Genomic DNA, 24,710 nt, shown 5'->3' on the forward strand with positions numbered 1-24,710 from the left:
TGCCCTCGACTCCACTCTTGACCCCGGGAGACCTCCGGATGCGTTTTCTCTGCCCGCCGCAGATTCGCCACGGGCAGAGGCGACGGCCCGGCCCGGCTGCGCACGGCCCGGCGGCCGGCCGGGAGAGCCCCCGACCGGCCGCCGGGCGGGACCGGTCAGAGCGGCAGGCCCTGCCAGCCGCCGAAGGTGGTGGGCGTCGCGCCCGTGCGGTAGTAGACGCGGCCGTCCGAGCCGATCGCGAACACGTGGAGGACGCCGCCGCCGTCGACGAGTGCGGCCGGGTAGTCGAGGACGGTGCCGCCGAGGTCCTGCCAGGTGCCGTAGCCGGAGTTCGGGGCGGTCTGGGCGGTGGTGCTCACGCCGCCGCCGCGGTTGCGCTCGAACAGGACGACCCGTCCGCCGACGGTGGCCGCCGCCGGCTCGCCCACTCCCCCGTCTCCGCCGAGGGGGGCCGGGGACCGGCTCCACTCGCCGCCGGGCCGGGTCTGGTAGCTGACCAGCATCGCGCCGGTGCCGACCTCGCGGTAGGCGAGTTCGATGCGGCCGTCCTGGTCGAGCGCGGCCTTGGGCGGGCTGGCCGGCCGGGCACCCGGGATCGGGCCCGGGCCGCCGAAGGCGCCGTTCGGGGCGCCCTGCCACCAGCCGAGGATTCCGGTGCGGGTGCTGGCGAACACCTCGATCGCCCCGACGCCGTTGCGGATCGCGGTGACCGGGTCCTGGAGGTCGGTGCCGCCCAGGTCCGTCCAGGTGCCCGTCCACACCCCGCCCGGGGTGGTCTGCCGGATGCTGCTGAGGCCGCCCCCGCCGTTCTTGACGAACAGTTCCAGCCGCCCGTCCTGGTTGCCGGCCACCACGGGCACGCCGACCTGGTCCTCGTTGCCGAGTCCGGTGTTGGGGTTGCCGTGGTCGGCCCAGCTGTTCCACCACCAGCCATTGGGCGCACCCTGGGGCAGGGAGATGATGTGGTGATCGGTCAGGCGGCGGGCGAAGACCTCCAGCCGGCCGTCGGCGTTGGTCCCGACCGCGATGCCCGGCGCCAGTCGCCCGCCCGGGTCGGCCATCCGCACCGGACCGCCCCAACTGCCGTCCGCCTGGCGCCAGTAGGTGCAGAGGGCGCCGGCCCGGACGACGAAGACCTGAGGCCGGCCGTCCTGGTTCAGCCCGGCCCAGGAGGTGCCCCGCGACCAGCGGTAGTACATCCGGGAGAACCAGGCGTCGGAGTAGTTCCCCGAGTGGTCGTGGCTGGCGTACTCGGAGACGAACACGCCCTTGGCGCCGGTCGTCGCCGGGTCGAGGTTCACCGGGGAGTCGCTGATGTTGTAGTCCCGGTAGTTCACCTGGATCAGCGGGCCGCCGTACAGCAGGGCCGCCTGGCCGGCGAACTTCGCGGCGGAGACGTGGTCCGAGTGGTCGCCCGAGTAGCGGCTGTCCGGGAGTTCGTCCTGGGCCCGGAGCACGGTCGGCTGGTACGTCACCATCAGCTGCCGCAGCACCTCGACGACGTCCGCCGCCGTGTAGGTCGACGGCCCGGACAGCGGGCTGCCGACCGGGACGACCGTGGTGTCGGTGCCGCCGGCCAGGACGGCGCCGAGCCCGGCGTCGTGCAGGTTGAGGAAGATCAGGTGCACCGGGCGGTCCTTGAGGACGTACCGTTCGACCTGCTTGCCCGCGACCGTCCACGCCTCGGCCGTCCAGTGCCCGACCTCGTCGGTCGCCGGGTCGGTGTCGCCGACCCCGGTCATCCGGGAGTAGGCGTTGATGGCGCCCATCTGCCGGTTCCAGGTGCGCAGCGGCTCGCCGGCGGTGTCCCAGCAGGACGTGGCGCACGGGTCGCCGGTCGCGTTGCCCGCGGTGACGAACACCGTGACGGACGGGGTGCCGATGGCGAGCGCGTTGGACAGGTCCGGGTTCATGAACAGGATGTCGTCGTCCTCGTGCGCGACGACCTGCATGAACAGCGGCCCGGAGGGGGCGGCCGGGGCCGCCCCCACGGCCGCGGCCGCGCGGGTCGCGGTCCCCTTGGCCAGGACGGGCGCGGCGAGGGCGGTGAGCGCGACGGAGGTGAGGAGTTGCCGTCGTCCGATTGCCATGTGATTCCCCCCAATTCGAGATCGGCATGTGATCACGCCAGGACGAGGCTAGCGCATGCCGGGAAGGCAATACCCTGGACCGCATCGCGCAAATTGCCATCGGGGGAAGTCAATTGACGCATCATCAAATTACTTCAACCGCTCCCCACCCCATCGGACCCCTTTCCGGACGAGCCCGTTCCTTTCGGAGATGGAATCGGCCCAGCGAGCGATAAGACGACAAGCCGAGTCCAACCCGTGCGGCCGGGTAGGGCAGGAGACCGGTCCGTGCGGCCGGGTGGGGCAGGAGGCCGGTCGCGCGAGGTGACGGCGTGTCGGCAGATCCCGCCGGTCGGTCCTCCCGAGCACCCGGCGGCGCCCCGCGGCGGTCAGCCGAGCGAGTCCACCAGTTCGGCGATCGCCGTCAGCGGCTGGTGGGCCGCGAGTTCGGCGGCCAGGTCGGCGGCGTTGGCGCGGTAGGCCGGGTCGGCCAGGACCCGGTCGACGGCCTCGCGCAGCTCCGACTCGCCCGGGCGCCCGGTGCGCAGGTCGATGCCCACACCGCGCCAGGCCACCCGGGCGGCCACCTCGGGCTTGTCCTCGCTGCCGCCCGCAACCACCAGCGGCACCCCGAAGGCCAGCGCGGTGTGGACACCGCCGTAGCCGCCGTTGCTGATCAACACGTCGGCGTGCGGCAGGAGCCGGTCGAACGGCAGGTAGCCGGCGGCCCGCACGTTGTCCGGCAGGCCGCCGAGCGCCTGCGCCAGCAGCTCGGGCCCGTCCGGGCGGACCGTGGCCGCAACCACCAGCAGGTCGGGGCGGTCGGCCAGCGCCCGCACCGCGGGGACCAGCAGCTCGGTCAGGTCGTCATTGGCCAGGGTGCCCTGGGTGACCACCACGACCGGGCGGTCGGAGGCCAACTCCGCCCACCACTGCGGCAGTTCCACCTCGCTCCGGTTCTGCGGCGCCAGCGCGCCGATGTAGCGCAGCGAGGCCGGCGCGTCGCTGCGCGGGTACTCGAACCCCGGGACGGTCAGCTGCAGGTAGTGGTCGGGCCCGGTGACGGCGGCGTTCGCCCGTGGCCCCGGCGGCAGTTCGGCCCCGACCCCGGCGAAGACCTCGGCCGCGTACTGCCGCAGCGGCTCACCGCGCAGCGCCGCCTCGGCGTTCAACTCCCGGTTGCGGGCCAGCCCCTCCGGTCCCGCCTGGGGCGCCAGCGCAAGCCCGAAGGGCGCGGTGTCGACACTCTGCAGCATCGGCGGGGACACCCCGATACCCACCACGGCCGGCCGCTCGCCGCGCGGATGGGCCAGCGCCAGAGCCACCGCGCCGTGGAAGAAGCAGTCACCGAGCACGACCGTGGCCGGGAACTCCGCCAGCAACGCGCGCAGCGCCCGGTACTGCGCGGGCACCGGGTCGATGAAGATGTTCCGGGCGTCGAAGGCCAACCGCTGTGGCCCGGGCGGCAGTTCGGCCCGCCCCGGGAAGGAGTCGTTGATCCGGCGGTCGTCGAAATCCGCCTCCGGCGGCAGGGCGACGAAGCGCGCCCCGGTCTCCTCGGCGGCCCCGGCGAACCGCGCCCCGCCGAGGAAGACCACCTCGTGCCCGCGCGCCACCAGGTCGGCGGTGATCGCCAGCATCGGCGCGGTGTGCCCGTGCGCGGGCATGGCGGCAGTGATGATCCTGGACATGTGAAACCCCCCATAGTCGTTCGTCGGCCGGTCCGTACGCACCCCGTGGTCGCCCCCGCGCACCCGGCCCACAGCGCAGGCTAACCCACCACGCCGCGTCCGCCCGACACCGACACCGGCGGCGGGGCGGCGGGCGACGGGGCGGCGGGGCCAGGCGGGACGGGCGGGGGTGCCCGTCCCGCCGGCTCGTCAGGCAGTCAGGCAGTCAGGTCCTCAGCTGGTCAGCTCCTCAGCTCGTCAGCCACGGTCGTCAGGAGACCACGTCAGCCGGGCAGAGCCGCTGGGTGCCAGGGCGTCCGCGCACGGTGGCGTCCACGCAGCCGCCCGGCAGGCCGTCGTGGACGGTGGTGCCGAAGTTGGCGGTGACGGTCAGCGCGCCGTCGCCGAAGACGGTCCGCTGCACCAGGTGGTCGCCGGTCAGCCAGCGGAAGGAGGTCAGCTGCTGGGCGCCGGCCGCCTGGTGCAGCGGCGCGAAGTACTGCTGCAGAGAGGCCAGTTCCCGAAGGTTCTGCCCGTCGTGCGGGTCCTTGTCGCTGAGCACGAAGTTGAGCGGGGTGTTGTCGAGCATCGCCAGCAGCGCACGCGTGGTCTTCTGCTCCGGCAGCTTACTGAAGGGCAGTTCCCAGCGTTCGACGTTGACCAGCGAACCGTGCAGCGCCGTCTCGTACAGCGGCACCCGGTACCGCGGGTCGTACATCGCCTTCAGGGCGGCGGCCACCCGGGCCTGGTGCTCGGGCTTGAAGTCCGTGGTGCGCACCGGCTTGAAGAAGGTGGCGGCGGCCTGTTCCGGGGCGTAGCCGCCCCAGGCGCCGTCGTCCTTGGGGTCCTGCGGCCCGTTGTCGAAGTGCCCGGACTCCATCGCCCACAGCCGCCCGTCCACCGGGGTGCCCGAGCCGTGGTCGAAGGCCAGCACCTGGTTGGCCCAGGAGCCGGCGGACTCCGAGCCCAGGACCAGCGGGGCGGGCCGGCCCGTGGACGCGTCGTACGAGCCGTCCGTCAGGCGCCGCATCCGGGCGAGCCGGTTGGTGCGGTCCTCGTCCATGGTCATCGCGTGGCCGGGGTCGAAGTCCTGGAAGAGCTCGCCCGCCGCGTCCACGTCGAGGAAGTAGCTGTCGGCCCCGTTGGCGACCAGCGAGCGGGTGCGGTCCGCGAGGTAGTGCTGCTGCGGCTCGGCCTGCTCGAACGCCTGCGAGCTGAGGTAGCAGCCCTTCTTGTGGAAGCCGGGTTGCGGCGTTCCGTCGGCCCTGAGGACGCAGAACCGGGGGTAGACGTCGTCCGGCCAGACGGAGTTGGGGGACGAGTCGTCCGTCTTCTGCTGGCCGTTGGCGAAGGAGTCGTACGGCCCGACCAGGTAGCCGGCGGCCTCGGCGGCCTTGACGTCCTCGCCCGTCATCGGGGAGTCGTCGGAGTCGTAGCCGAGCCAGAGCCGGGAGACGCCCAGTTCCTTGAGCCGGTCGAGGTAGGCGGGCCGGCGGGCGCCGCCCCAGGCGTAGGCGTGGAAGGCGCCGAGCAGCTTCGCGGTCTGCGGGTTCTGCTTGATCTTCTCGCTCAGGCTGCCCAACTGCCCGTGCTCCGAAAGCCAGTTGCGGTAGTCCACGGCCGGGGCCACCGGGGAGCCGTCGGTGAGGGAGAAGGCCACGGTGTACGCGCCGGTGCCGTTCCCGGCGGAGAATCCGTGCTCGGCCGTGGCCCGCAGCCGCCCGTCCTGGGAGGCGAACGTCAGCGACGTGCCGATGTCGGTGGGGACGATGTAGCTGACGCCGGCCCGGCCGGAGCGGAGCGTGTAGCCCCACATCGGCATGGACAGCTGCGAGCTCAGCTCCTGCTCCTCGCCGACCAGCGCCCCGTCGGAGGAGTTCCAGAACGGGTCGTCGACGGGAACGGACAGCCCCTCGCCGCGCGGGAGCTGGACCTCGGCGGCGGCCGGATCGGTGGCGGTCACCGGCCACCGCACCGAGGTGTCGCCGCCGCTCCCGGTGAGGGCGGTCCCGGTGAGGGTGACCAGCAACCGGCCGTGATCGGCGCTGACTTCGGCCCGCAGGCCCTTCTCCGGATACGACCAGGCGGCGCCGCTCGCCGTCCTGACCGGGGCGCTCGCCCGGCCCAGCCCCTGGGCGGCCGGAGCGGACAGCAGGACCACCCGCCCGTCCTCGGTCCGGGCCTCGGCCCGCAGCGTGGCCGCGTCGATGGTGGCGGTGCCGCCGCGCACCGGCACGTCGACGCGCCCGTCATGGACCCGCACCCGCATCGGCGAGGCGGAGCTGCCGGTGGCGCTCGCCACGGTTGCGGACACCAGCGCGGTGGCCACAGCGAGGACGAGAACGGCGCGCGGAACGTGCCGGCGGGCGGGGCCCGCAAGGGATGACGTATGAGTACCGGTGTGCATGACACAGTGATACGGAGGACTCCTAAGAAGTCCTTAAGAACCGACCATTGACCACCGGTCATGCTGACGCGGCACCCGAGCTTGGACCTGCTGGTCCGGCGGTCCGGCGGTCCGGCAGGGCGCTCGGTGGGGTGAGGGACGCCGTCAACGCCTCCGCAGATCGAGCGAGACGACGGTCAGCCGACGCAGTTCCTCCGGAGCGTCCGGGTGCCTCCCGTCGGTGATCTCCGAAAGGGTGCCGAACGAACCGGGGTAGACCATGACAGAAAGGCCTTCCTGGACAAGACACGCGAATATTGCGGACTCCTCCAGAAAGTATTGTGCGGACATTTCGACCCGCCTCTCCAGGTCAGCCTCGGCAAGTTGGCCGGAATGCCTGGTGTGGAAGCTCCGCCCGAACGCGTCCACTGACTCCCGGAAGTTCCGGTCGGCCCGGTGGTAGTCGGTGAGGCTTCGATGGTGCTTTGCGTAGGAATCCCACCGCTGCACTTCGGAGCAGCGCAGGAACGTGAATTCGGTCTGCTCGCGTTCGGCCGCGAACAGGGCCCGGGTGTCGGCGATGAAGCGGTCGCCCAGGGCCAGCGCCCGGGAGAGCGCCTCGTCCTCCGACAGGCCCCGGGTGGACGCCAGGGTGATCCGGTGGATGCTGTCCCCGACCAGCACCGTGCAGCGGGGGAACCGCCTGGCTATCCAGCGGAGCATCGCGGCGATCTTGCCCGGAGTGAAATTGCCGCTCTCCAGACTGACGCCGAGGAAGCACTGCCCCTGATCCGCCAGTCCGGTCCGCCGGGCCGAAGGGGAGACCAGGTCAACACTCGCCTTGTAGGAGGTTTTCGGCTGATTCTCGGAAATTCCTGATATGCCGACAGGGGTCTGTTCGTAAGGAGGCATGCGAAAACCCCTCCGGGCCATCGAACGAGTGAGCGACGATCAGTACGGGGTCGACGTTAGATTTCGTCTGACTGATCGTCAAATCTCTTCAACTCGCCCACGAAACAGGGGCGGTGGGGAATGGATCCGACAGGGGCCCTGACCTTGACGGACAGTCGATGACAACGGGGACGACCGTCGCGGGGGAGCCGGCGGCCCGTCAGCGCGCGGCTTGTCCGAGGCCGTCGAGGATTCGGCAGACTGGCACTCACCCTGCCCGACGAATGATGTCCACGGTCGCCGCCGACAGCGCACCACCCACCGGCAGCCCCTAGGAGCTCCGATCCTTCGGCTCTGCGCGGCACGACACGGGTTGATCCAACTTCGGGGCTCTGGGTGTCAGTTCGCGGTTTCGGCGAAATGCTCAGACGGTCCTCAAATCCGACCGGAAGGTCTTGCCCCGCCGCGTCGGATGAGTGACGGTATGTACCGGCTTCGTTTGCAGAACGCAACCTGAGTCGCCCGGATGGCGGCGTGTCGTGGGGGAGATCAGCGTGGCCGAAGACGCCGACTACATCATTTCGCCGCCGACGGGCCCGGGCGGTGGTGGCCCGGCAGGCGCTGGGGCCCGTCCTGCTGGGCCGCCTTCGGCATCCGGCGCGGCGCCGTCGCCGTCGCCGCAGTCGCAGTCGCAGTCGCAGTCGCAGTCGCCGGTTCCGCAGCACGCGCCGACGGCAGGCCCGGGCAGGCCCCGGCTCGCTCGGGTACCGCGCCACTGGCAGCTGATCGTGGCCGCGGTCGTGCCCTGCCTCGTCCTGGCCGGCGTCGGGTGGTGGCTCTGGCCGCAGCAGCCGACGAGCCTGCCGCCGCACGTGGCCGCGGGTACGGTCCAAGCGGACCTCGTGAGCCCTGACAGCGTCAGTCGGCTGGCCGGGACGACGCTGGTCGCCGGCCCGCAGTCGAACCGTCCGCACGCCCCGCTCGCCGTGTCGCCGTCGGAATGCGCCGTCGCGGCGGGGCCGACGACCCAGTCGGTCTACGGACAGGCGTGGACCGCGTTCCTGTCGGCGACCTACCAGGACGCGGGGGCCACGGGCGCCTACACCGTGAACCAGGTCATCGGCGTGTTCCCGGACAGCGAGAAGACCGGCGCGGCCTTCCAGGCGCTCACCGACGGTCTCACCAAGTGCCCGTCCTCGACGGTCACCGACCAGGCAGGTCGTACCGCGAAGTGGGCCTACACGGCCCACCCTCCCACCGAGGTCGCCGTGGCGTGGACGGCGGCGCAGGACGGCGCACAGGACGGCGGCGCGCAGTGGGCCTGCCACCACCAGGCGCGGGTGAAGGGCACGAGTCTGGTCCAGGTCGCCGTCTGCCAGGCGGGCGACGGCCAGCCGACCACCGCGAAGCTCGCCGACGAGCTCACCGGGAAGGTGAGCGGATGACCGCGTCCCCGTACGGCCCGGCCGCTCGCCGCCGGCGAACCGTACGGACGACCGTACGGGCGACTGTGCGGATGACCGTACGGACGGCCGTACGGCGATTCGTTCTCCTGGCGCTGGCGGCCGTGCTGGTGCCGGTCGTCGGCGCGGGAGCGCCCGCGTTCGCGGCCACCGGCGCTGCGGCCGTCCTGGCCCAGTCGGGCGGCGTCGCTGTCCTGGTCCCGTCCGGGGACGTCGCGGCCGCCTCGGCGCAGCTCATCCGGGAGGTCGAGGACTTCAACCGGCAGGAGGCGGAGATCGCGCAGCAGGAGAAGGCCGTGGTCGCCGAGGCGGAGCAGATCACCAAGGATGCCGCCGCCCTGCGCAACGACACCGCGGCGTTCGAGACCAAGGCCGCTGCCGCGAAGCAGAAGGCCGGCAGCTTCGGGACGCGCGCGGCGGCCCTGGCCTCCAGGATCGATGCCCACAACAACAAGCCGCACACCTTCCAACTGCCCGCGCAGGCCGCCGCGTCCAGCGCGTACGACGCCGAGGCGAGCGAACTGAGGACCGAACAGGCCCAGCTCCAGGCCGAGAAGGGCAGCCTGGAGAACGAGCAGTCCCAGCTCGGGCAGGAGGAGTCCAAGCTCAGTTCCAGGCAGTCCCAGCTCAGCGCCGCCGCCAAGGCCCAGGAGGCGAAGGCCAAGGAGCTCCAGGCCAAGGAGCAGCAGCTCCAGCCCCGGGCCCAGCAGTTGCTCCAGCAGATGGCCCAGGCCACCCAGAGCCTCGCCGACAATCCACCGGACCCGGCGGCGGCGATGGACCAGGGCGGTGACGCGGCCGCCCCTCCGCAGCACCGCACTCGCGCCCCGTCCCAGAGCCAGAACCAGAACCAGAACCAGAACCAGGGTCAGAGTCAGAACCAGTCCCAGAGCCGGAGGCGGGGGGTCGACACCGTCGACACGGCCGACGCCGCCGGCACCGCCGACAGCCCGTACCAGCAGCCGCGAACCTCCGCCCTGAAGGCCTACGCGAAACAGGCCGGCACCACCGTCGACATGCGCCCGGGCACGGCGTACCTGCTGCCCGAGGCCGTCGGGCAGCTTCCCGCCGCCCAGGCGGCGCAGCTCGGCAGCCCGTCCATCGCCTACGACGGGCTGGTCCGCAAGCCCGACGGGAACTACACGGCCCTCCAGGTGCAGATGCCGGGGGCTGCCGCGGCCCCCGCCCTGGAGGTCTTCAGAACCGCCATGGACCGCCGGGGCCGGCTCGTCGCGTACAAGGCCGGCGTGAAGCTCGTCATCGACGAGATCAAGACCGTCCAGCCGGCGCCGGAGCCCCCGGAGACCGGCCCCGGGAGCCCGTCGCCCTCTCCTTCCGGCAAGGCCGCCTGCCTGACGCAACCCCGGGGCAGGCCGAGCGGCAGCGGATGGATCCTCAACACCGAGCAGCCCGTGCCCAGTCGCAACCGGACCGCGGGCCCGAGCCCCTCCGGCTCCCGGGCCCCCGCGCCGGCCACCAGGGCCGGCAAGGCGGAGGCCTGCCTGACGAACCCCCTGGTCAAGGGGGACGAGGCCGGCGGCGACATCACGGGCTGGGAGGACGCGAACGCGCAGTCCCCCGGCGGCGGCCTCGCCCGCTGCCACCTGATCGCCAACGTCCTCGGGGGAAGGGGCAGCCACAAGGAGGACTGGATCAACCTCGTCCCGTGCTACCAGCTCGGGATGAACATCAAGGGGATCAGCATGAGGATGTTCGAGGCCAGGGTCCAGAAGGAGGTGAACGCGCTGTCCGCGGACGGGGACGCCGCCGTGTACTACGTGGTGACGCCCCTCTACCGGGACGACGGCAGCACGATCCCGTGGGGCGCGAGCATGAGCGCCACGGTTCAGCTGCCCGACGGCGCGTCATGGCCCGTCTTCAACGAGCAGACCCTCCTGAACGTCCCCGGGGACGGCGGGCCCAGTCTGGGGAACTGAGACCGGCAGACCGGGACAGGGGAACCGAGACCGGTACGGCTGGGAGGCCGGAATGACCCGCACCACCCCGCCGAGGCCGGATGACATCGTGGCGGCCTTCCCACGGCTGGCCCCGCTGGCCCGGACGGCGACCCGGCTGCACCCGCGGCCCGGATCACCGTCCCCGCGGGAGAGCTCGGTCGGAGGTCCGCTGCTGTGGCCCGCCGCCGAGCCGTGGCCGCACTGCGAGGGCACGCACCGGGTGCCGGCCGTGCTGCCGGCGACCTCCCCGGCGGATGTCCGGCTGTTGCGCGAGATCCGGGCGGCCGCCCGGGCCCGGCCACCGGGCGCCCGCTCCTACACCCCGCAGGAGCGCGCCGTGCTGGCTCGGGCCGGCGCCGGCCGCCCGTGCCCGCAGGGGCCGGTCGCGATGCTGGCCGTGGCCCAGCTGTACGTCCGCGAGGTGCCCGCCCTGCGTCCGCCCGAAGGCGCGGACCTGCTCCAGGTGCTGTGGTGCCCCTTCGACCACCCCTTCGACCGCCCCTGGGGGAACATGCCGAGGACCGAGCTGTTCTGGCGGTCCGCCACCGCGGTCGGCGAGGTCCTCACCGCGCCTCCGCAGCCGCCCGCGATCCAGTACGAGGACTACCTGCCGCAGCCGTGCCTGGTCTCCCCCGAGCAGGTCACCGAGTACCCGCTGGCGGTGGAGCTCGACCCGGACCTGCGCGCGCAGGTCCGGGCGTGGAGCGCGCGGCGGAAGACCGGCGCGGAGCCGGGCAGCGCCTACGACGGGGCGGAGGACGGCTACTACGACCGGGAGTTGTCCGTCGCCCCCGGTTGGAAGGCCGGCGGCTGGGCTCCCTGGAGCTTCACCGATCCCGCTCCGCAGTACTGCCGCGCCTGCGGCTGCCGGATGGACCCGATGCTGACCATCGCCACGAAGGAGCACCGCGCGGACGTCCACAGCTGGATCCCGTACGAGGACCGGGCCGCCGCGAACCGGGCCGCCGTCCACCCCGACCCGGCGGCACCGACCATGATCACCGTCGGCGACGGGTACAACCAGCAGATCTACGCGTGCCCGGCGGCCCCGGACCACCCGCACACCGCACTGCTGCAGTAGCCGGCCGGAGCCGCCGCGCTGCGCCCGGGCCGACGCCCCGTGACCCGAACGGAGTATGCCGCGCCCGGAAACCCGGCAGCGCCCACCGCGGGCGACGGGCGGCGGGAAGCGGCCGCGCCGGTGCGTGGACGTCGAGCGGCTGGTGGGGCGGTCGCGGACGCGGATCGGCAGAATCGAGGCGTGGGGGCGGCCCCGGCTGCGCCGCAGGCGGCTACGTGAGAGGACCATGCCATGCCCGACTTCCACCCGAAGCACGATCATCTGATCGTCAAGCCGATCGGGGTTCCGACCCCGCAGGACCCGGAGACGTGGACGGGCGAGGTGGTGGCGGTGGGGCCCGGCCGGCAGCTGGGGAGCGGCAAGCCGCACCCGGTGGACGTCAAGGTCGGCGAGAAGATCCTCTTCAACAGGCTCTCCGGTTCGGAGATCCGGGTGGAGGGCGAGGAGTACGTCGAGCTTCCCGAGGACGAGATCCTCGCGCTCTCCGCCGAGTAGTCCCGACAGCCCCGACAGCCCCGAGTCGCTGTACCACCGTGCCCCCGAGACCCCCTTGGAGATTCCCGCCATGACCGAGCAGGCACCGGCCCGGATCGGCGTCACCGGATTGGCCGTGATGGGCCGCAACCTGGCCAGGAACTTCGCCCGCCACGGCTATCGGGTGGCCGTGCACAACCGCACGGCGGCGCGGACCACGGCGCTGCTGGAGGAGTTCGGGCACGAGGGCGAGTTCGTGGCCGCCGAGACCACGGAGAAGTTCGTCGCGGCCCTGGAACGCCCCCGCCTGATCGTGATCATGGTCAAGGCCGGGGCGCCGACCGACGCGGTCATCGACGAGCTGGTGCCGCTGCTCGACGAGGGCGACGTGGTGGTGGACGGCGGGAACGCGCACTTCCTCGACACCAGGAGGCGGGAGGCGACCCTGCGCTCACGCGGCCTGCACTTCGTGGGCAGCGGCATCTCCGGCGGCGAGCAGGGCGCCCTGGAGGGGCCGAGCATCATGCCCGGCGGCACCCCGGAGGCCTACCGGGTCCTGGGACCGCTGCTGGAGGACATCGCGGCCAAGGTCGACGGCAAGCCCTGCTGCACCCACGTCGGACCGGACGGCGCCGGCCACTTCGTCAAGATGGTCCACAACGGCATCGAGTACGCCGACATGCAGCTCATCGCCGAGGCGTACGACCTACTGCGGCACGGCGCCGGACTGCAACCCGACGCGATCGCCGAGGTCTTCCGGATCTGGAACGGCGGGCGCCTGGAGTCCTACCTGATCGAGATCACCGCCGAGATCCTCGCCCACACCGATGCGGCGACCGGGAAGCCCTTCGTCGACATCGTGCTGGACCAGGCCGAGCAGAAGGGCACCGGCCGCTGGACGGTCCAGAGCGCGCTGGAGCTCGGCGTGCCCGTCAGCGGGATCGCCGAGGCGGTCTTCGCCCGGGCGCTGTCCGGCAGCGTGCCGCTCCGGCAGGCCGGCCGGGGGCTGCCCGGCCCCACCGAGACCTGGCTCGACAGCGCGGCGGCGGACCGGTTCGCGGACGACGTCGAGCAGGCGCTGTACGCCTCCAAGATGGTGGCCTACGCCCAGGGCTTCAACCAGATCCAGGCCGGCAGCGCGGAGTACTCCTGGCAGATCGACCCCGGTGAGATGGCCGCGATCTGGCGCGGCGGCTGCATCATCAGGGCCCGGTTCCTGGACCGGATCAGGGCCGCGTACGAGGCCGACCGGGAGCGTCCCACGCTGCTGACCGACGCGCACTTCCGGGAGGCGCTCGGCTCCGCGCAGTCGGCCTGGCGGCGGGTCGTCTCGACGGCGGCCCAACTGGGGGTGCCCGCCCCCGGCTTCGCGACCGCGCTCGCCTACTACGACGGCCTGCGGGCGGAGCGCCTCCCGGCCGCGCTCGTGCAAGGACAGCGGGACTTCTTCGGCGCGCACACCTACCACCGTGTCGACCGGGAGGGGACCTTCCACACCCGTTGGGAGCTGGAGAGGCGCCCGGAGGAACAGCGCTGACACCTGAGACACCCGCAACCACCGTGCGGGAGCGGCATACGGACAGACCGGCGCCACAGAAGGTGATTCCGCGGTCACCATGGGTAGGAGCGTGGCGCAATCCCCTACCTCCAGGAGACCCGCATGGCCCAGCAGGCCGACCTCATCCTCCACGGCGGCGAGATCGTCACCGTCGCCGAGAGCACCGGAAGCACCGCGAGCAGCGAAAGTGACGCCCGGCGCCCCGAGGCCGAGGCCGTGGCCGTCAAGGACGGCACGATCGTCTTCGTCGGCCCCCGGCAGGAGGCGCTGGACCAGTGGCGCGGCCCGCACACCGTCGTACGGGACCTCGAGGGCCGCGCCCTGCTGCCCGGCTTCGTCGACGCGCACGGGCACCTCGGCGGCATCGGCCTCCAGGCCACCATCGCCAACCTGCTGGCCGCGCCGGACGGCGACGTCACCGACCTCGACTCGCTGAAGGACAAGCTGCGCGACTGGGCCGGGAGCACGGTGGGCGCGGACTCCGAGTGGATCGTCGGGTTCGGGTACGACGACGCGATGCTCGCCGAGGGCCGCCACCCCACCCGCGACGACCTCGACGAGGTGTCCACGGACCGCCCGGTGCTCGCCATCCACCAGTCCTTCCACCTCGGCGCGGTGAACAGCCTCGGCCTGGAACGGCTCGGCTACTCGGCCGCCACGCCCGACCCCGAGGGCGGGGTGATCCGGCGGCGCGAACTCGCCGTCCCGCCCGCGTACGGCGAGCCCGACGGGGTCCTGGAGGAGAAGGCGTTCACCCCGGCCTCGGACCTGGCGCTCGCGGGGCTGCCGGAACGGGCACAGCTGATGCTGTTCATCACCGGCGCCGCCACGGCGGCGAGCTTCGGCTTCACCACCGTCCAGGAGGGCGGCACCACCCTCGCCAACCTCAAGGCGCTGCGGGACACGGCCGCCGCCGTGCCGTTCGCGGTCGACGTGGTCGCGTACGTGAAGGCCGGCGAGGCGACCTCCTCCGCACTGGACGACCCGATCGGGGTGAGCGACGAGTACGTGGACGGCGTCCGCGCGGCCGGGGTGAAGCTGGTGCTGGACGGATCGCCGCAGGGCCGCACGGCGTGGCTCACCGCGCCGTACCTGACGCCGCCGGCCGGGCAGCCCGAGGACTACTGCGGGTACCCGGCGGAGCGGGACGACGCGGTGGTGGCCAAGCAGGTCAGCACGGCGGTCGAGCGGGGCTGGCAGGTCCTGGCGCACGTCAACGGCGACGCGGCGATCGACCAGTTCCTCCGGGCGGTCGAGGCGGCCGGGCCGGGCCGGCGCCCGACCGTGGCCATCCACGCGCAGACCGCCCGCGAGGACCAGGTCGAGGCGTTCGCCCGGCTGGGGATCGTGCCGTCCTTCTTCTCCATGCACACCTACTACTGGGGCGACTGGTACCGCGGGACCGTCCTCGGCGAGGAGCGGGCGGCCGCCATCTCCCCCGCCCGCTGGGCGCTCGACCGCGGCCTGCGCTACACCTCGCACCACGACGCGCCGGTGGCGCTGCCCGACTCGATCGCCGTGCTGTCCAGCCAGGTGACCCGGCGCACCCGAACCGACGGGGTCGTCCTCGGACCGGAGCAGCGGGTGTCGGCCCTGGAGGCGGTCCGCGCGATCACCCTCGACGCCGCCCACCAGTACGGCGAGCAGGACCGCAAGGGCAGCATCGAGGTCGGCAAGCTCGCGGACCTGGTGATCCTGAGTGCCAATCCGCTGACGGTCGACCCGGAGGCGATCCGCGACATCGAGGTCGTCGAGACGATCAAGGCGGGAACAACCGTCCACCCGCCGGCACCCGCCGCCCGGGCCTCCGCGACCCCGGCCACCGCGCCCACCCCGCAGTGGGGCTGCTGCTGAGCGTCCGGGGCCGGGCCGGGGAGCTCCCGACACACGTATTCCGACACGAGACGAGGGCGTAGAGCAATGGTGCCAACCACGCAGCAGGGGCGCTTCGCAGGCAAGGCGGCCGTCGTGACCGGTGGGAGCCGCGGGATCGGCGCGGCCGTCGCCCGGCGGTTGGCGGGCGAGGGCGCGGCCGTGGCGATCGGCTACCGGGGCAACCAGGCGGCCGCGGACGCACTGGTGGCCGAACTCGCCGCCGCGGGCGGCCGGGCGATCGCCGTCCGGGCCGACGTCGCGGAGCCGGAGCAGATCGCGGCGCTGATCGAGCGGACGGTGGCCGAGTTCGGGCAGTTGGACGTGGTCGCCTCCTGCGCGGGCATCGAGTACTTCGGCGCACTGGAGACCATCACGCCGGCCGACTTCGACCGGGTCTTCGCGGTGAACACGCGCGGGCAGCTGTTCACCGTGCAGCACGCCGCGCCGCACCTGCGCGAGGGCGGCCGGATCGTGCTGACCTCCTCGGTGAGCGCCGGCAAGGCCGTCTTCCACCACACCTTGTACGCGGCCAGCAAGGCCGCCGTGGAGTCGATGGTCCTGAACCTCTCCGCCGAGCTGGGCACGAGGGGTATCACCGTCAACGCCATCGCCCCGGGCGGGACCGACACGGACATGGCCGTCGAGAGCGCGCCGCACTACGTGCACCCCGACCTGGCCGGCACGCAGGACCTGGCGCGGCTGCTCGGCACGCTGACCGCACTGCGGCGGCTGGCCCGGCCCGAGGAGGTGGCGGCGGGCTACGCCTTCCTCGCCTCCGACGACGCCGCCTACATGACCGGCCGCACCCTCCAACTGGACGGCGGGACGTTCTGAGCACCCCGCGCGGACCTTCTCCAGGGAACCGGGGCCAGCCGACGCGGGCGGGCCGGTGACGCGGGCGGGCCGGCGGAGGTGGCAGGCGGGGGGGGTGGCAGGCGGGGGGGGTGGCAGGTGGGGGGTGGCAGGTGGGGGGTGGCAGGTGGGGGGTGGCAGGTGGGGGGTGGCAGGTGGGGGGTGGCAGGCGGGAAGCTGCCGGTGGATCTGCCGATCGGCGGCGCGACGCGGACCTAACGTTCGGTGCGGCGCCGGACGCAGCGGGGCGGGCGCCGCAGGAATCCCCCGCTGGCTCGTCAACTCCGCTGTCCCCGGAAGGACTTCAAGCCCACCCATGTCCAGACTCCGCTCCCGGGTCGCCGCCCTGGCCGCCCTCGCCACGATCGGGTTCGGCGCCCTCACCACGGGTACCGCCGACGCCGCCCCGGCCGCCGCCCCGGCCCCGGCCGCCGTGACCGCCGCGCCGTCCGAGCCCACCCACATCCCGATGAACAGCCTGCTGAACCGCGACCAGGCCTGGTACTCGCCGAACGGCCACATCATGCTGGCCATGCAGGGCGACGGCAACGTCGTCCTGTACCGCGACACCACCCCGATCTGGGTGGCCAAGGGCGCCGTCCCCAACGGCAACGTCCTGGTCATGCAGGGCGACGGCAACCTCGTCGTGTACTCCGCCGCCAACACCCCGCTGTGGGCCAGCAACACCGGCGGCAACCCCGGCGCCGAACTGGCCGTCTACAACGAGGGCGCGATCGCCGTCCAGCTGAACGGCAAGATCCTGTGGACCAGCGCCCCGTCGACGCCGACCCTGCCCAAGTGCCCGCCGTGGGGCCCGCCCTACCCGGGCCAGGTCACCTGGCCGTGGTGCCCGACCTGGCCCTTCCCGAGCTGACCCCCACCCCGGACGGTCACGCGACCGGCCCGTGCCCCCGCCGCCCGAACGGCGGCAGGGGCGCGGGTCGGTGCCGCCGTTCGGGCGGCGTACCGGCCGGCGGCCGTCCGCGCCTACGCGTCGAGCCCGCGGATGTCCTGGAGCGCGAGCCGCAGCAGCACGTGGTCGGCGGCGGAGCGCCAGCCGCTGTCGACGGTCAGCGAGTGCGCACGGTCGGGGAAGTGCTCGAGGTCGCTCGTCGCCGTCGAGTCGTCGTACAGCTTGTACACCGAGCGGGTGACACTGTCGGGCACCATGCGGTCCTCCTGGCCGGAGATGAGCAGCAGGGCGCCCGCCGCACGTTCCCGGTGTCCACCCTCCGGCGCGGGTGTGCCGCGCCGCCCGCACATCGCGTGCAGCCAGGCACCGTGGATGAGGACGACGGGGGTTCGGGTCACGGAACAGTCCCCCCGCGGGGCGTCGGCGGGTACCCGGCAGGTGTGTGCGGGAGCGGAAGGGAGCAGGGTCGTCCATCGGTGCCCACGGCGGAAACAGTCGAATGACGTAACGTCGCCGAACAATGTCCCCGACCATGTCGCCGACCGCGCGATGTCCTGTCGGCGCCGCCCCGCCGTGTCGGCGCTCCCCGCCCGCCCGTCGGGGATGGTCGGGAATGGTACTGCACGGCCCCGGGGGAATGCCGCACACTGCCGGCGCCCTCCTCCACGGAAGCTCCGGCGTGGGTACCATGCGCAACGTCATCCATTACTAGGGAGTGAACGGTTGTGACCAGCCAACCAGCCAGCACGCTCCGTACGCGGCTCGTCGATCAGGCCGCATCGGATCTGGAAGAGAACCGTCGGCGTCAGCAGGAACTGGCCGAGGAGGCCAGGATGCTGAAGCAGGAGGAAGCCCTCCTGGTCGACATCCTCCGCCTCGCCGAACGGTACGAGGGCCTGTCGGAGCCCGCGTCCCTGCCCGAGCAGGCGCAGGACGAGCCCGTGCTCACCGGGGCGAAGCGACGCCGGGCGTCCGCTTCGGCCCCCGCCCGCACACCCGCGCCGCGCTCGCCGCGTTCGGCACGGACGGGGAAGAGCACGAAGACCGGGAAGACGGGGAAGACCGGGACCACGGCGCGGACGGCACTGACGGTTCGGACGGGGAAGCCGGCACGGGCCGCCGCGGCGGGGACGTCGCGGCAACCCCTGCTCGGAGAGCTCCTGTTGGCCCTGCTCAGCGGTCACGACGAACCGCGCCTGGCGAAGGAGCTGCGGGAGGAACTGCTGGCGACGCACCCGGACCGCACCCCCACCCCGCAGGTCGTGCGCAACACCCTGGAGTCGCTCGTGGCCAAGGGGAACATCCAGCGCCACAAGCAGCAGCGGTCCGTGCTGTACACCCTCGCCGAGTCCGGCCGACACGCGCTCGCGGCGCAGGAGAGCGCTCAACGGCCTTGACCTCAAATGCCGTTGAGTACGGGAGGCCCCCGATCCCGGGCTTCTCCTCGTTCGGCGCCCAGGAACGCGTATGCGTGTCCAACGGCCTCGCGTACGACAGTCACATGTCTCGCCGATGCGGTCACGTGACTGTCATACGTGTGAGAGAGCCGGCCGGACGGCGCTCCAGCCGCGCCTCCGGGGCGGGCGCTCTCCGCCGCCCCGTCCTCATCGCGGACCGGCCGTCGCCACCCCCTCGCGCCGGAGCGGACGCTGCCAGCCCGTCGCCCGTGCCGTCTCGGACGCGGCAGGGGCATGCTCCTCCAGCCTGTTCAGGGCGTCCCCGAGGGCGACCCACGTCGTGATGCCCGGCTTGGGGAAGATGCGGTACAGGTGGGCGCTGACGGTACGCGGGGATGCCGCCCGCCGGGGAAAGGGCGTTGGTCGCCTCAGGTCGCGAGGGGCAGGTCCAGGACCCGGCGCGCGGCGCGTTCGCCGGTGGCGAGCGCGGCGTTGGTGGTGCTGTAGGCGAAGTGGTCCCCGGCCAGTTGGACGGGGGAGGCCGGATCCAGGCTCGCGGTGAAGGCGGCGAGGTCCCGGTACCCGCCGGCCGGGCGGGCGAGGACCGCGTTCTCCCAGCGCTGGACGACGGCCATCTCCCGGTGGTCGTCGATGTGGGCGGCCAGACCCGGCATCACCTCGCCCACGGCCGCGCGGGCGTCGGCGATCACCGTGTCGTCGTCGAGGGCCATCCGGGCGGCGTTCCAGTGGTGCCGGAAGACCAGGGTGACCAGGCCCCGGCCGGCGGGGGCCCGGCCGGGGCCGAGGTTGTGCTCGTACAGCGCGACGCACAGGTCCGGGTGCTCCCGGCGCGGCACGGCGACGCCCAGGGCCGTCTCGGCGGGAGGCCGACGCAGCCCGAAGGTGACGTGAACGTCACTGGTGTACCGGACCCCGTCGAGGTAGCGGCGCTGGTCGTCGTCGAGGGTGGTGACGATCCGGGCCGCGACCGGGGCGGGCACGGCCACGACGCAGGCGCGGGCCCGCTCCGTCCGGACCTCTCCGTCCCGCTCCCACACCACCACGGCCCCGCCCCCGTTCCCGTCCCGGCGGACCTCGGTCACGTGGGCGCCCAGTTCGACGCGGGTGCCCGGGGCGCGCATCACGGGGGTGTCGAGGAGGTGTCCGGGGAGGCTCCCGACGCCGCCGTCGAAGGTGAAGCTCGCGGCCCCGAACGTGCCCCACATGATGCAGAAGGCGCCGACGGCGGCGACCTCCTCGGCGGGTACGAGGAACTGGGTGCTGCACAGGGGCTCGATCAGGTAGTCCAGGAGCTCCCGGTCGAGCCGGCGCAGGGCGTGCTCCCGAGCGCTCTCCCCGTCGATCCCGGCGGCGCCGGACATGTCCTCCCAGCGCAGCCGGCGGCGGGCGGCCGCCAGGTCGCGCAGCAGGTTCAGCGCCTTGAACTTGGCGCGCCACCCGAGCAGTCCGGTCCGCAGGAGTCCCGAGGCCTGGACGAGTGAGAGCCGGTGCACCCGGCCCTCGCGCAGCACGCCCAGCTCGTCCGAACACGGGAGCATGCGCGTGGCGAGCCCCGCGTCCTCCAACAGCCGGATCATGGGCGCGTAATTCCGGGAAAGCCAGCTCGCGCCGCGGTCGACGCGATATCGGACGTCTCCGACCGGCACTTCGCGGGTGGACATCCGGCCTCCGACGTGGTCCTCCTTTTCGAACAGAGTGACGTCGCAACCGGCCTGGCGCAGCCGAAAAGCGGCGGCCGCTCCCGCGATTCCGGATCCGACCACGATCACGCGGTCCTCACGACCCTTTTCGGCCATGTAACGCCTCCTCGGACATCCCGGTTCCCCGGGTTTCTTTTCGCGTGGGCAGAAACACTCTGGGACGACGCGGAGTTGTCCGTCAACCCCACCGGATCTCCTGCGGCACGACCACCATGGCGCTCCTGCCAGCACCTTGACGCCCCGTTGACACCCGTGGACACCGGTGTTGAGATCGATGCGAATCGAGGGAGGCGGCGGTGCGCCGCCGTCACCGTCGCCGTGTTCACTGCCTCCCACGCCCGAAACCGCGAGAAACCGTGAGAAGCCACAAGAAGCCGCGAGAAGCGAAGCACGAAATCCGGTGCGCCGCACCGAACGGACTGGCGTGTCGCCAGGGGGCGGTACAACGGCACTGATCCAATCGGCGAGGAAAAGGAGGTAGCGCATGCGGAAGGAACCGCCGACGGAACGCGAACTCCCGGCGTACGGGGACGAAGTCCTCGCCTTCGCCCACCCCGCGCAAATGGAACGCCTGAACGCCCTGGCCGATTTGTGCGATCCCGCGACGACCGGCGATCTGGCGCGTTGGGAATTACCGGCCGGGGCCCGTTGTCTGGAAATCGGGGCGGGGGCCGGGACCTTGGCCCTGTGGCTCGCCCGCCGTCACCCCGAGGGCGAGGTGACGGCCACCGACACGGACCTCCGCTTCCTCACGGGCCCGCGCCACCCGGCCCTGCGGGTGCTGCGACACGACGTGCGCACCGAAGGGTTCCCGCCCGACACCTTCGACCTCATCGTCGCCCGCAGTGTCCTGTGCCACCTGCCCGATCGTGCCTCGCTGCCGGGGCGCATGGCGTCCTGGCTGAAGCCGGGCGGCCGCCTGTACATCGAGGACCCCTCGTTCTTCCCCTCCGCCTCCTCCCCCGATCCGGTCGTGCGGCGCCTCGGGGCCGCCGTCACCACCACCCTGGCCACGACGCTCGGCAGCGACGTGGCGGCCTGGGCCCGGTCGTTCCCCGCCCCGCTGCGGGGCCTGGGGCTCGGCGAGGTGGGGATGCGGGTCCACTGCCCGACGCTGACGGCGACCAACGCGGCGGGGCGGGCCTGGGCGCTCTCGATCGCCGATCTCCTGCCCGCGATGGCACGCTCCGGCGCCCTCGGGGAGGCGGAAGGGGCCGAGGCGCTGGCCCACCTGCGCCGCCCCGGGTTCGTCGACACGGCGCACGCGATGATCGCCATGTGGGGCGTGCGCCCGGCGCGACGCCGGCCGGAACGACAAACGGCGCGACAACCGAAGGCGGGGGCCGCATGACGATCGACGTGCTCAAGGGCTCCGCGATCCGGGACGTCCCGGCCCGCCACGGCGACCACGCCGGAACCGCCGACGCGCAGACCCTGCGGTGGGTGGAGGCCGCCGGCCTCTGCGAGACGCCGGCGGAGCTGCGCAACCTCGCGCGGATCCGTCCCGGGCTGTTGGCGGCGTGGTGCCATCCGCGGGCCGACCGGTCGGACAGCGCCCTGGTGGCGATGTGGATGGCCTGGCTGTTCCTCCTCGACGACCGGATCGACGAGGGCGACCTGGGGCGTGACGCCGATCGCCTGGAAGAACACCTGCACGAGCCGCTCGGCATCGTCTCGTGCGGGTCGGCGCCCACCTCGCCCATGGGGCGGGCCCTCGCGGAGATCGTCGAGCGGGCCTCGGACGCCATGCCCGACGCCTGGGTCCTGAGGTTCCGTCGTCACGTGGCCGACTACCTGTCCGGCTGCGTCTGGCAGGCCGCCCACCGGCAGGCCGGCCACGTCCCGTACCCGGACGGGTTTCCCGCCTGGCGCCGGGCCTTCGGAGCGATCATGCCCTCGTTCGACCTCGTCGAGCGAACGGACGGCTGCTTCCTGCCCCCGTCCCTGTACTACTCCCGCCCCTTCCAGGAACTCCTCGTCGCGGCGGCGGACCTGGTGTGCTGGACCAACGACCTGATGACCGTGGACAAGGAGGCCGCCCAGGGCGACCCCCACAACCTGGTGCTCGTCACCGCCCACCACGGCGGCATGGACCGGCACGCCGCCACCCTCCTCGTGACGGACGCCTTCGAGGACCGCCTGCGCGCCCACGCCCGGGCCCGCCGCGAACTCACCGGCCTCGCCCGCGCGCTCGCCACGCCACCCGCCCTCCGGCGGCAGGCCGACCACTGCGCCGAGGCGCTCCTCGACTGGGCCCGGGGCCACCTGGAATGGGGCCTGAGCACGCCCCGGTACCGCACCGGAACGACGACAACCGCGCCTGCGCCCACGGGAGAGGACCACCATGCCGACACCCCCTGACCCCACCGGCCGCCGCCCGGCCCGGGTGCCGGGCGCCGTCCCGCTCCTCGGGCACGCGATCCGGCTGGCCAGAGCGCCCCTGGCCTTCCTCGACGCCCAACGCCGCTACGGGGACGTGGTCGAGTTCCGCATCGGCCCCCGGCCCGCCTACCTCCTCAACCACCCCGACCTCGTCATGGCCCTGCTGACCGGACCCGGGGGACGCTTCGACCGCGGCGAGATCTTCACCAAGTCACGCCCCCTGTTCGGCACCGGCATCGCCGTGGCCGACGGCACCCACCACCGGGACCGCCGCCGCGTCGTCCAACCCCTGCTGAGCGCCGCCCGCCTGCCCGGATACCTCGGCACCATGGCCGAACTCGCCACCGCCCGGGCCGACTCGTGGCACCACGGCCAACGGATCGACCTCAACGCCGAGATGGCCGAACTGACCCTGAACGTGGTCGCCGCGACCCTCTTCGGCCGTCCGCTCCCCGCCGGCGCCGCCTCCGTCGTCCACCACGCCCTGCCGGTCGTCGTGGCCGGACTGGGCCGCAGGGCCTACGGGCCCGCCGCCGCGCTCCTCGACCGGCTGCCCGGCCCCGAGCGGCGCAGCTACCACTCCGCCCTGAACGACCTCCACGGCGTCGTCGACGCCCTCATCGACGCGGACCCGCACAACGCCGCCCTGACGCACCTGTCGGTCGGCGCCGACCGGCGGCAGGTCCACGACGACGTGACCTCCCTGCTGGTCGGCGGCTCCCACACCAGCGGAGCGGCCGCCGCCTGGCTGTTCATCCTCCTCGCCCGCCACCCCGAGCTCCGCCGCCGGGTCCGCGAGGAGGTCCGCCGGGTCGTCGGCGACCGCCCCGTCGAGCCGGCGGACCTCCCCGCGCTCGTCCTCACCCACCGCGTCGTCCAGGAGACCCTCCGGCTCTACCCGCCGATCTGGCTGTTCCCCCGCCGTACGGGCAGTGCGGTGGAACTGGGTGGCCACCGACTCCCGCCCGGGGCCCAGATCTTCTACAGCCCCTACGCCCTGCACCGGGACCCGCGCTGGTACCGCAACCCGGGCGCGTTCGACCCCGACCGCTGGGACCCGCAACGGCACCCCGCTCCCCCGCGCGGCGCCTACCTGCCCTTCGCCGCCGGTGTGCACGGCTGCCCCGGCGGCGACTTCGCCCTGGCGGAGCTCACCCTCCTGACGGCGGCGGTCACGGCCGCCTGGCACGTGGACCCGGTCCCGGGCAGCCGCCCCCGCCCGATGGCGGCGGCCACCCTCGGCCCCGCGCCCCTCACCGCGACCGTGACCGCTCACTCCTGAGCCCGCCCCTGAGCCCGCGCTGGGAGGCCGACGCCCGGGCGTCGGCCTCCCAGCGCGGGCCCTCACGTCACCTCCGCCAGAACAGGTGGTGCGTCACCCCGCTCGGGCTGGGCACCACCTCCAGGTGGAACCGGTCCAGCAGTTCGTCGGGGGACTCCCAGAGCCGTAGCCCGGGGCCGAGCTCCACCGGCGACACCGCCACGTGCAGGGTGTCGACGAGGTCGGCGGCGAGGAACTGCCGGATGGTGCCGACCCCGCCACCGAGCCGCACGTCCTTGCCCTCCGCGGCCTCCCGCGCGCGGGCCAGGACCGTGGCCGGGTCGCCGTCGACGAAGTGGAACGTGGTGTCGGAGAGCGTGAACGACGGACGCTCGTGGTGGGTCATGACGAACACCGGGGTGTGGAACGGGGGTTCGTCACCCCACCAGCCGCGCCACTCGTCGTCCTGCCAGGGCCCGCGCTGGGGCCCGAACTTGTTGCGGCCCATGATCTCGGCACCGATGTTGCGCGCGAAGTCCCGCGTGAAGTAGTCGTCGAGGCCCCGGCTCCCCCCGGGAGCCGTCCGCATGGGCCAGTTCGCCGTGGCCCCGGCCCAGGCGAACAGCTTCTCGGGGTGGTCGTGGCCGAACGGCCGCTCGAAGCTCTGGTGCTCACCGGCACCGGCACCGACGCCGTCACTGGAGACGTTGAAGTTCATGACTCTGAGCAGTTGGTCCACGTGTTCCCTCGTCAGGTCTC

At 73.0% G+C, this 24,710-nt stretch carries 19 protein-coding genes; 12 read left to right on the forward strand and 7 right to left on the reverse strand.

Features of this window, described 5'->3' with window-relative positions; all coding sequences use genetic code 11:
* Positions 1-155: 155 nt before the first annotated feature.
* The 4 genes from ACIO9K_RS35370 to ACIO9K_RS35385 form a co-directional block, all read right to left on the reverse strand.
* Positions 156-2,090 carry a PIG-L family deacetylase gene (locus ACIO9K_RS35370; RefSeq protein WP_400335894.1) on the reverse strand — a complete coding sequence of 645 codons (1,935 nt, stop codon included), beginning with the start codon at positions 2,088-2,090 and terminating at the stop codon, positions 156-158.
* A gap of 368 nt (positions 2,091-2,458) precedes the next feature.
* Positions 2,459-3,760 carry a glycosyltransferase gene (locus ACIO9K_RS35375; RefSeq protein ID WP_400335896.1) on the reverse strand — a complete coding sequence of 434 codons (1,302 nt, stop codon included), beginning with the start codon at positions 3,758-3,760 and terminating at the stop codon, positions 2,459-2,461.
* A 250-nt stretch (positions 3,761-4,010) separates the two neighbouring features.
* Positions 4,011-6,068, reverse strand: coding sequence for a glycoside hydrolase (locus ACIO9K_RS35380; protein ID WP_400335898.1), 2,058 nt, complete (start codon positions 6,066-6,068; stop codon positions 4,011-4,013).
* Positions 6,069-6,290: 222 nt separating this feature from the next.
* Entirely contained in the window at positions 6,291-7,037 is a 747-nt protein-coding gene (locus ACIO9K_RS35385; protein ID WP_400335899.1) for a tRNA-dependent cyclodipeptide synthase, read from the reverse strand.
* Positions 7,038-7,888: 851 nt separating this feature from the next.
* Between ACIO9K_RS35385 and ACIO9K_RS35390 the strand changes: the two genes are divergently transcribed.
* The 8 genes from ACIO9K_RS35390 to ACIO9K_RS35425 all read left to right on the forward strand — a co-directional run bounded on the left by ACIO9K_RS35390 (position 7,889) and on the right by ACIO9K_RS35425 (position 17,151).
* Positions 7,889-8,461 carry a sensor domain-containing protein gene (locus ACIO9K_RS35390; RefSeq protein ID WP_363623885.1) on the forward strand — a complete coding sequence of 191 codons (573 nt, stop codon included), beginning with the start codon at positions 7,889-7,891 and terminating at the stop codon, positions 8,459-8,461.
* 71 nt (positions 8,462-8,532) lie between these two features.
* Positions 8,533-10,416, forward strand: coding sequence for a DNA/RNA non-specific endonuclease (locus tag ACIO9K_RS35395; protein WP_400335901.1), 1,884 nt, complete (start codon positions 8,533-8,535; stop codon positions 10,414-10,416).
* Between the two features lie 52 nt (positions 10,417-10,468).
* Complete coding sequence (locus ACIO9K_RS35400; protein ID WP_400335904.1) at positions 10,469-11,518, forward strand: hypothetical protein; 1,050 nt, start codon at positions 10,469-10,471, stop codon at positions 11,516-11,518.
* A gap of 231 nt (positions 11,519-11,749) precedes the next feature.
* The gene (locus tag ACIO9K_RS35405; RefSeq protein WP_363586919.1) at positions 11,750-12,013 is read left to right on the forward strand and encodes a hypothetical protein; all 264 of its coding nucleotides are present in this window, start codon (positions 11,750-11,752) and stop codon (positions 12,011-12,013) included.
* Between the two features lie 70 nt (positions 12,014-12,083).
* Positions 12,084-13,529, forward strand: coding sequence for an NADP-dependent phosphogluconate dehydrogenase (gndA, locus tag ACIO9K_RS35410; RefSeq protein WP_400335906.1), 1,446 nt, complete (start codon positions 12,084-12,086; stop codon positions 13,527-13,529).
* A 123-nt stretch (positions 13,530-13,652) separates the two neighbouring features.
* On the forward strand, positions 13,653-15,404 hold the full coding sequence (locus ACIO9K_RS35415; protein ID WP_400335908.1) for an amidohydrolase: 1,752 nt from the start codon (positions 13,653-13,655) through the stop codon (positions 15,402-15,404).
* A gap of 114 nt (positions 15,405-15,518) precedes the next feature.
* Positions 15,519-16,259: an SDR family NAD(P)-dependent oxidoreductase gene (locus ACIO9K_RS35420; RefSeq protein WP_400335910.1), complete on the forward strand. Its 741-nt coding sequence runs from the start codon at positions 15,519-15,521 to the stop codon at positions 16,257-16,259.
* Between the two features lie 334 nt (positions 16,260-16,593).
* On the forward strand, positions 16,594-17,151 hold the full coding sequence (locus ACIO9K_RS35425; protein WP_400335913.1) for a hypothetical protein: 558 nt from the start codon (positions 16,594-16,596) through the stop codon (positions 17,149-17,151).
* A 113-nt stretch (positions 17,152-17,264) separates the two neighbouring features.
* Here ACIO9K_RS35425 and ACIO9K_RS35430 read toward each other — a convergent pair whose 3' ends face one another.
* Positions 17,265-17,588: a hypothetical protein gene (locus ACIO9K_RS35430; RefSeq protein ID WP_400335915.1), complete on the reverse strand. Its 324-nt coding sequence runs from the start codon at positions 17,586-17,588 to the stop codon at positions 17,265-17,267.
* 327 nt (positions 17,589-17,915) lie between these two features.
* Between ACIO9K_RS35430 and ACIO9K_RS35435 the strand changes: the two genes are divergently transcribed.
* Positions 17,916-18,587 (forward strand): hypothetical protein, encoded by a 672-nt coding sequence (locus tag ACIO9K_RS35435; protein WP_400335917.1) that lies wholly within the window; start codon positions 17,916-17,918, stop codon positions 18,585-18,587.
* Between the two features lie 428 nt (positions 18,588-19,015).
* On the opposite strand, the gene ACIO9K_RS35440 is transcribed toward ACIO9K_RS35435, so the two are convergent.
* Positions 19,016-20,404, reverse strand: a complete 1,389-nt coding sequence (locus ACIO9K_RS35440) for an NAD(P)/FAD-dependent oxidoreductase (protein ID WP_363623873.1) — start codon at positions 20,402-20,404, stop codon at positions 19,016-19,018.
* Positions 20,405-20,792: 388 nt separating this feature from the next.
* Here ACIO9K_RS35440 and ACIO9K_RS35445 point away from each other — a divergent pair, with 388 nt between their 5' ends.
* Genes ACIO9K_RS35445 through ACIO9K_RS35455 form a run of 3 tightly spaced genes read left to right on the forward strand, consistent with a single transcriptional unit; the run spans position 20,793 to position 23,972 of the window.
* Positions 20,793-21,659 carry a class I SAM-dependent methyltransferase gene (locus tag ACIO9K_RS35445; RefSeq protein WP_400335920.1) on the forward strand — a complete coding sequence of 289 codons (867 nt, stop codon included), beginning with the start codon at positions 20,793-20,795 and terminating at the stop codon, positions 21,657-21,659.
* A complete protein-coding gene (locus ACIO9K_RS35450; RefSeq protein ID WP_400335922.1) occupies positions 21,656-22,669 on the forward strand; it encodes a terpene synthase family protein in 1,014 nt (337 codons plus the stop codon). The genes ACIO9K_RS35445 and ACIO9K_RS35450 overlap by 4 nt, the downstream gene beginning before the upstream one ends.
* Positions 22,653-23,972 (forward strand): cytochrome P450, encoded by a 1,320-nt coding sequence (locus ACIO9K_RS35455; protein ID WP_400335924.1) that lies wholly within the window; start codon positions 22,653-22,655, stop codon positions 23,970-23,972. The genes ACIO9K_RS35450 and ACIO9K_RS35455 overlap by 17 nt, the downstream gene beginning before the upstream one ends.
* Before the next feature lie 67 nt (positions 23,973-24,039).
* On the opposite strand, the gene ACIO9K_RS35460 is transcribed toward ACIO9K_RS35455, so the two are convergent.
* Positions 24,040-24,690, reverse strand: a complete 651-nt coding sequence (locus ACIO9K_RS35460) for a dihydrofolate reductase family protein (protein ID WP_400335926.1) — start codon at positions 24,688-24,690, stop codon at positions 24,040-24,042.
* Between the last annotated feature and the right edge of the window lie 20 nt (positions 24,691-24,710).

Source organism: Kitasatospora sp. NPDC087271, from assembly GCF_044744605.1.
Taxonomy (GTDB): Bacteria; Actinomycetota; Actinomycetes; order Streptomycetales; family Streptomycetaceae; genus Kitasatospora.

Coding starts and splice junctions, on each gene's coding strand:
- ACIO9K_RS35385 (WP_400335899.1), bottom strand. CDS start 7,037: ATGCCTCCTTACGAACAGACCCCTGTCGGCATATCAGGAATTTCCGAG.
- ACIO9K_RS35415 (WP_400335908.1), top strand. CDS start 13,653: ATGGCCCAGCAGGCCGACCTCATCCTCCACGGCGGCGAGATCGTCACC.
- ACIO9K_RS35455 (WP_400335924.1), top strand. CDS start 22,653: ATGCCGACACCCCCTGACCCCACCGGCCGCCGCCCGGCCCGGGTGCCG.
- ACIO9K_RS35450 (WP_400335922.1), top strand. CDS start 21,656: ATGACGATCGACGTGCTCAAGGGCTCCGCGATCCGGGACGTCCCGGCC.
- ACIO9K_RS35370 (WP_400335894.1), bottom strand. CDS start 2,090: ATGGCAATCGGACGACGGCAACTCCTCACCTCCGTCGCGCTCACCGCC.
- ACIO9K_RS35395 (WP_400335901.1), top strand. CDS start 8,533: ATGACCGTACGGACGGCCGTACGGCGATTCGTTCTCCTGGCGCTGGCG.
- ACIO9K_RS35425 (WP_400335913.1), top strand. CDS start 16,594: ATGTCCAGACTCCGCTCCCGGGTCGCCGCCCTGGCCGCCCTCGCCACG.
- gndA (WP_400335906.1), top strand. CDS start 12,084: ATGACCGAGCAGGCACCGGCCCGGATCGGCGTCACCGGATTGGCCGTG.
- ACIO9K_RS35405 (WP_363586919.1), top strand. CDS start 11,750: ATGCCCGACTTCCACCCGAAGCACGATCATCTGATCGTCAAGCCGATC.
- ACIO9K_RS35440 (WP_363623873.1), bottom strand. CDS start 20,404: ATGGCCGAAAAGGGTCGTGAGGACCGCGTGATCGTGGTCGGATCCGGA.
- ACIO9K_RS35445 (WP_400335920.1), top strand. CDS start 20,793: ATGCGGAAGGAACCGCCGACGGAACGCGAACTCCCGGCGTACGGGGAC.
- ACIO9K_RS35400 (WP_400335904.1), top strand. CDS start 10,469: ATGACCCGCACCACCCCGCCGAGGCCGGATGACATCGTGGCGGCCTTC.
- ACIO9K_RS35375 (WP_400335896.1), bottom strand. CDS start 3,760: ATGTCCAGGATCATCACTGCCGCCATGCCCGCGCACGGGCACACCGCG.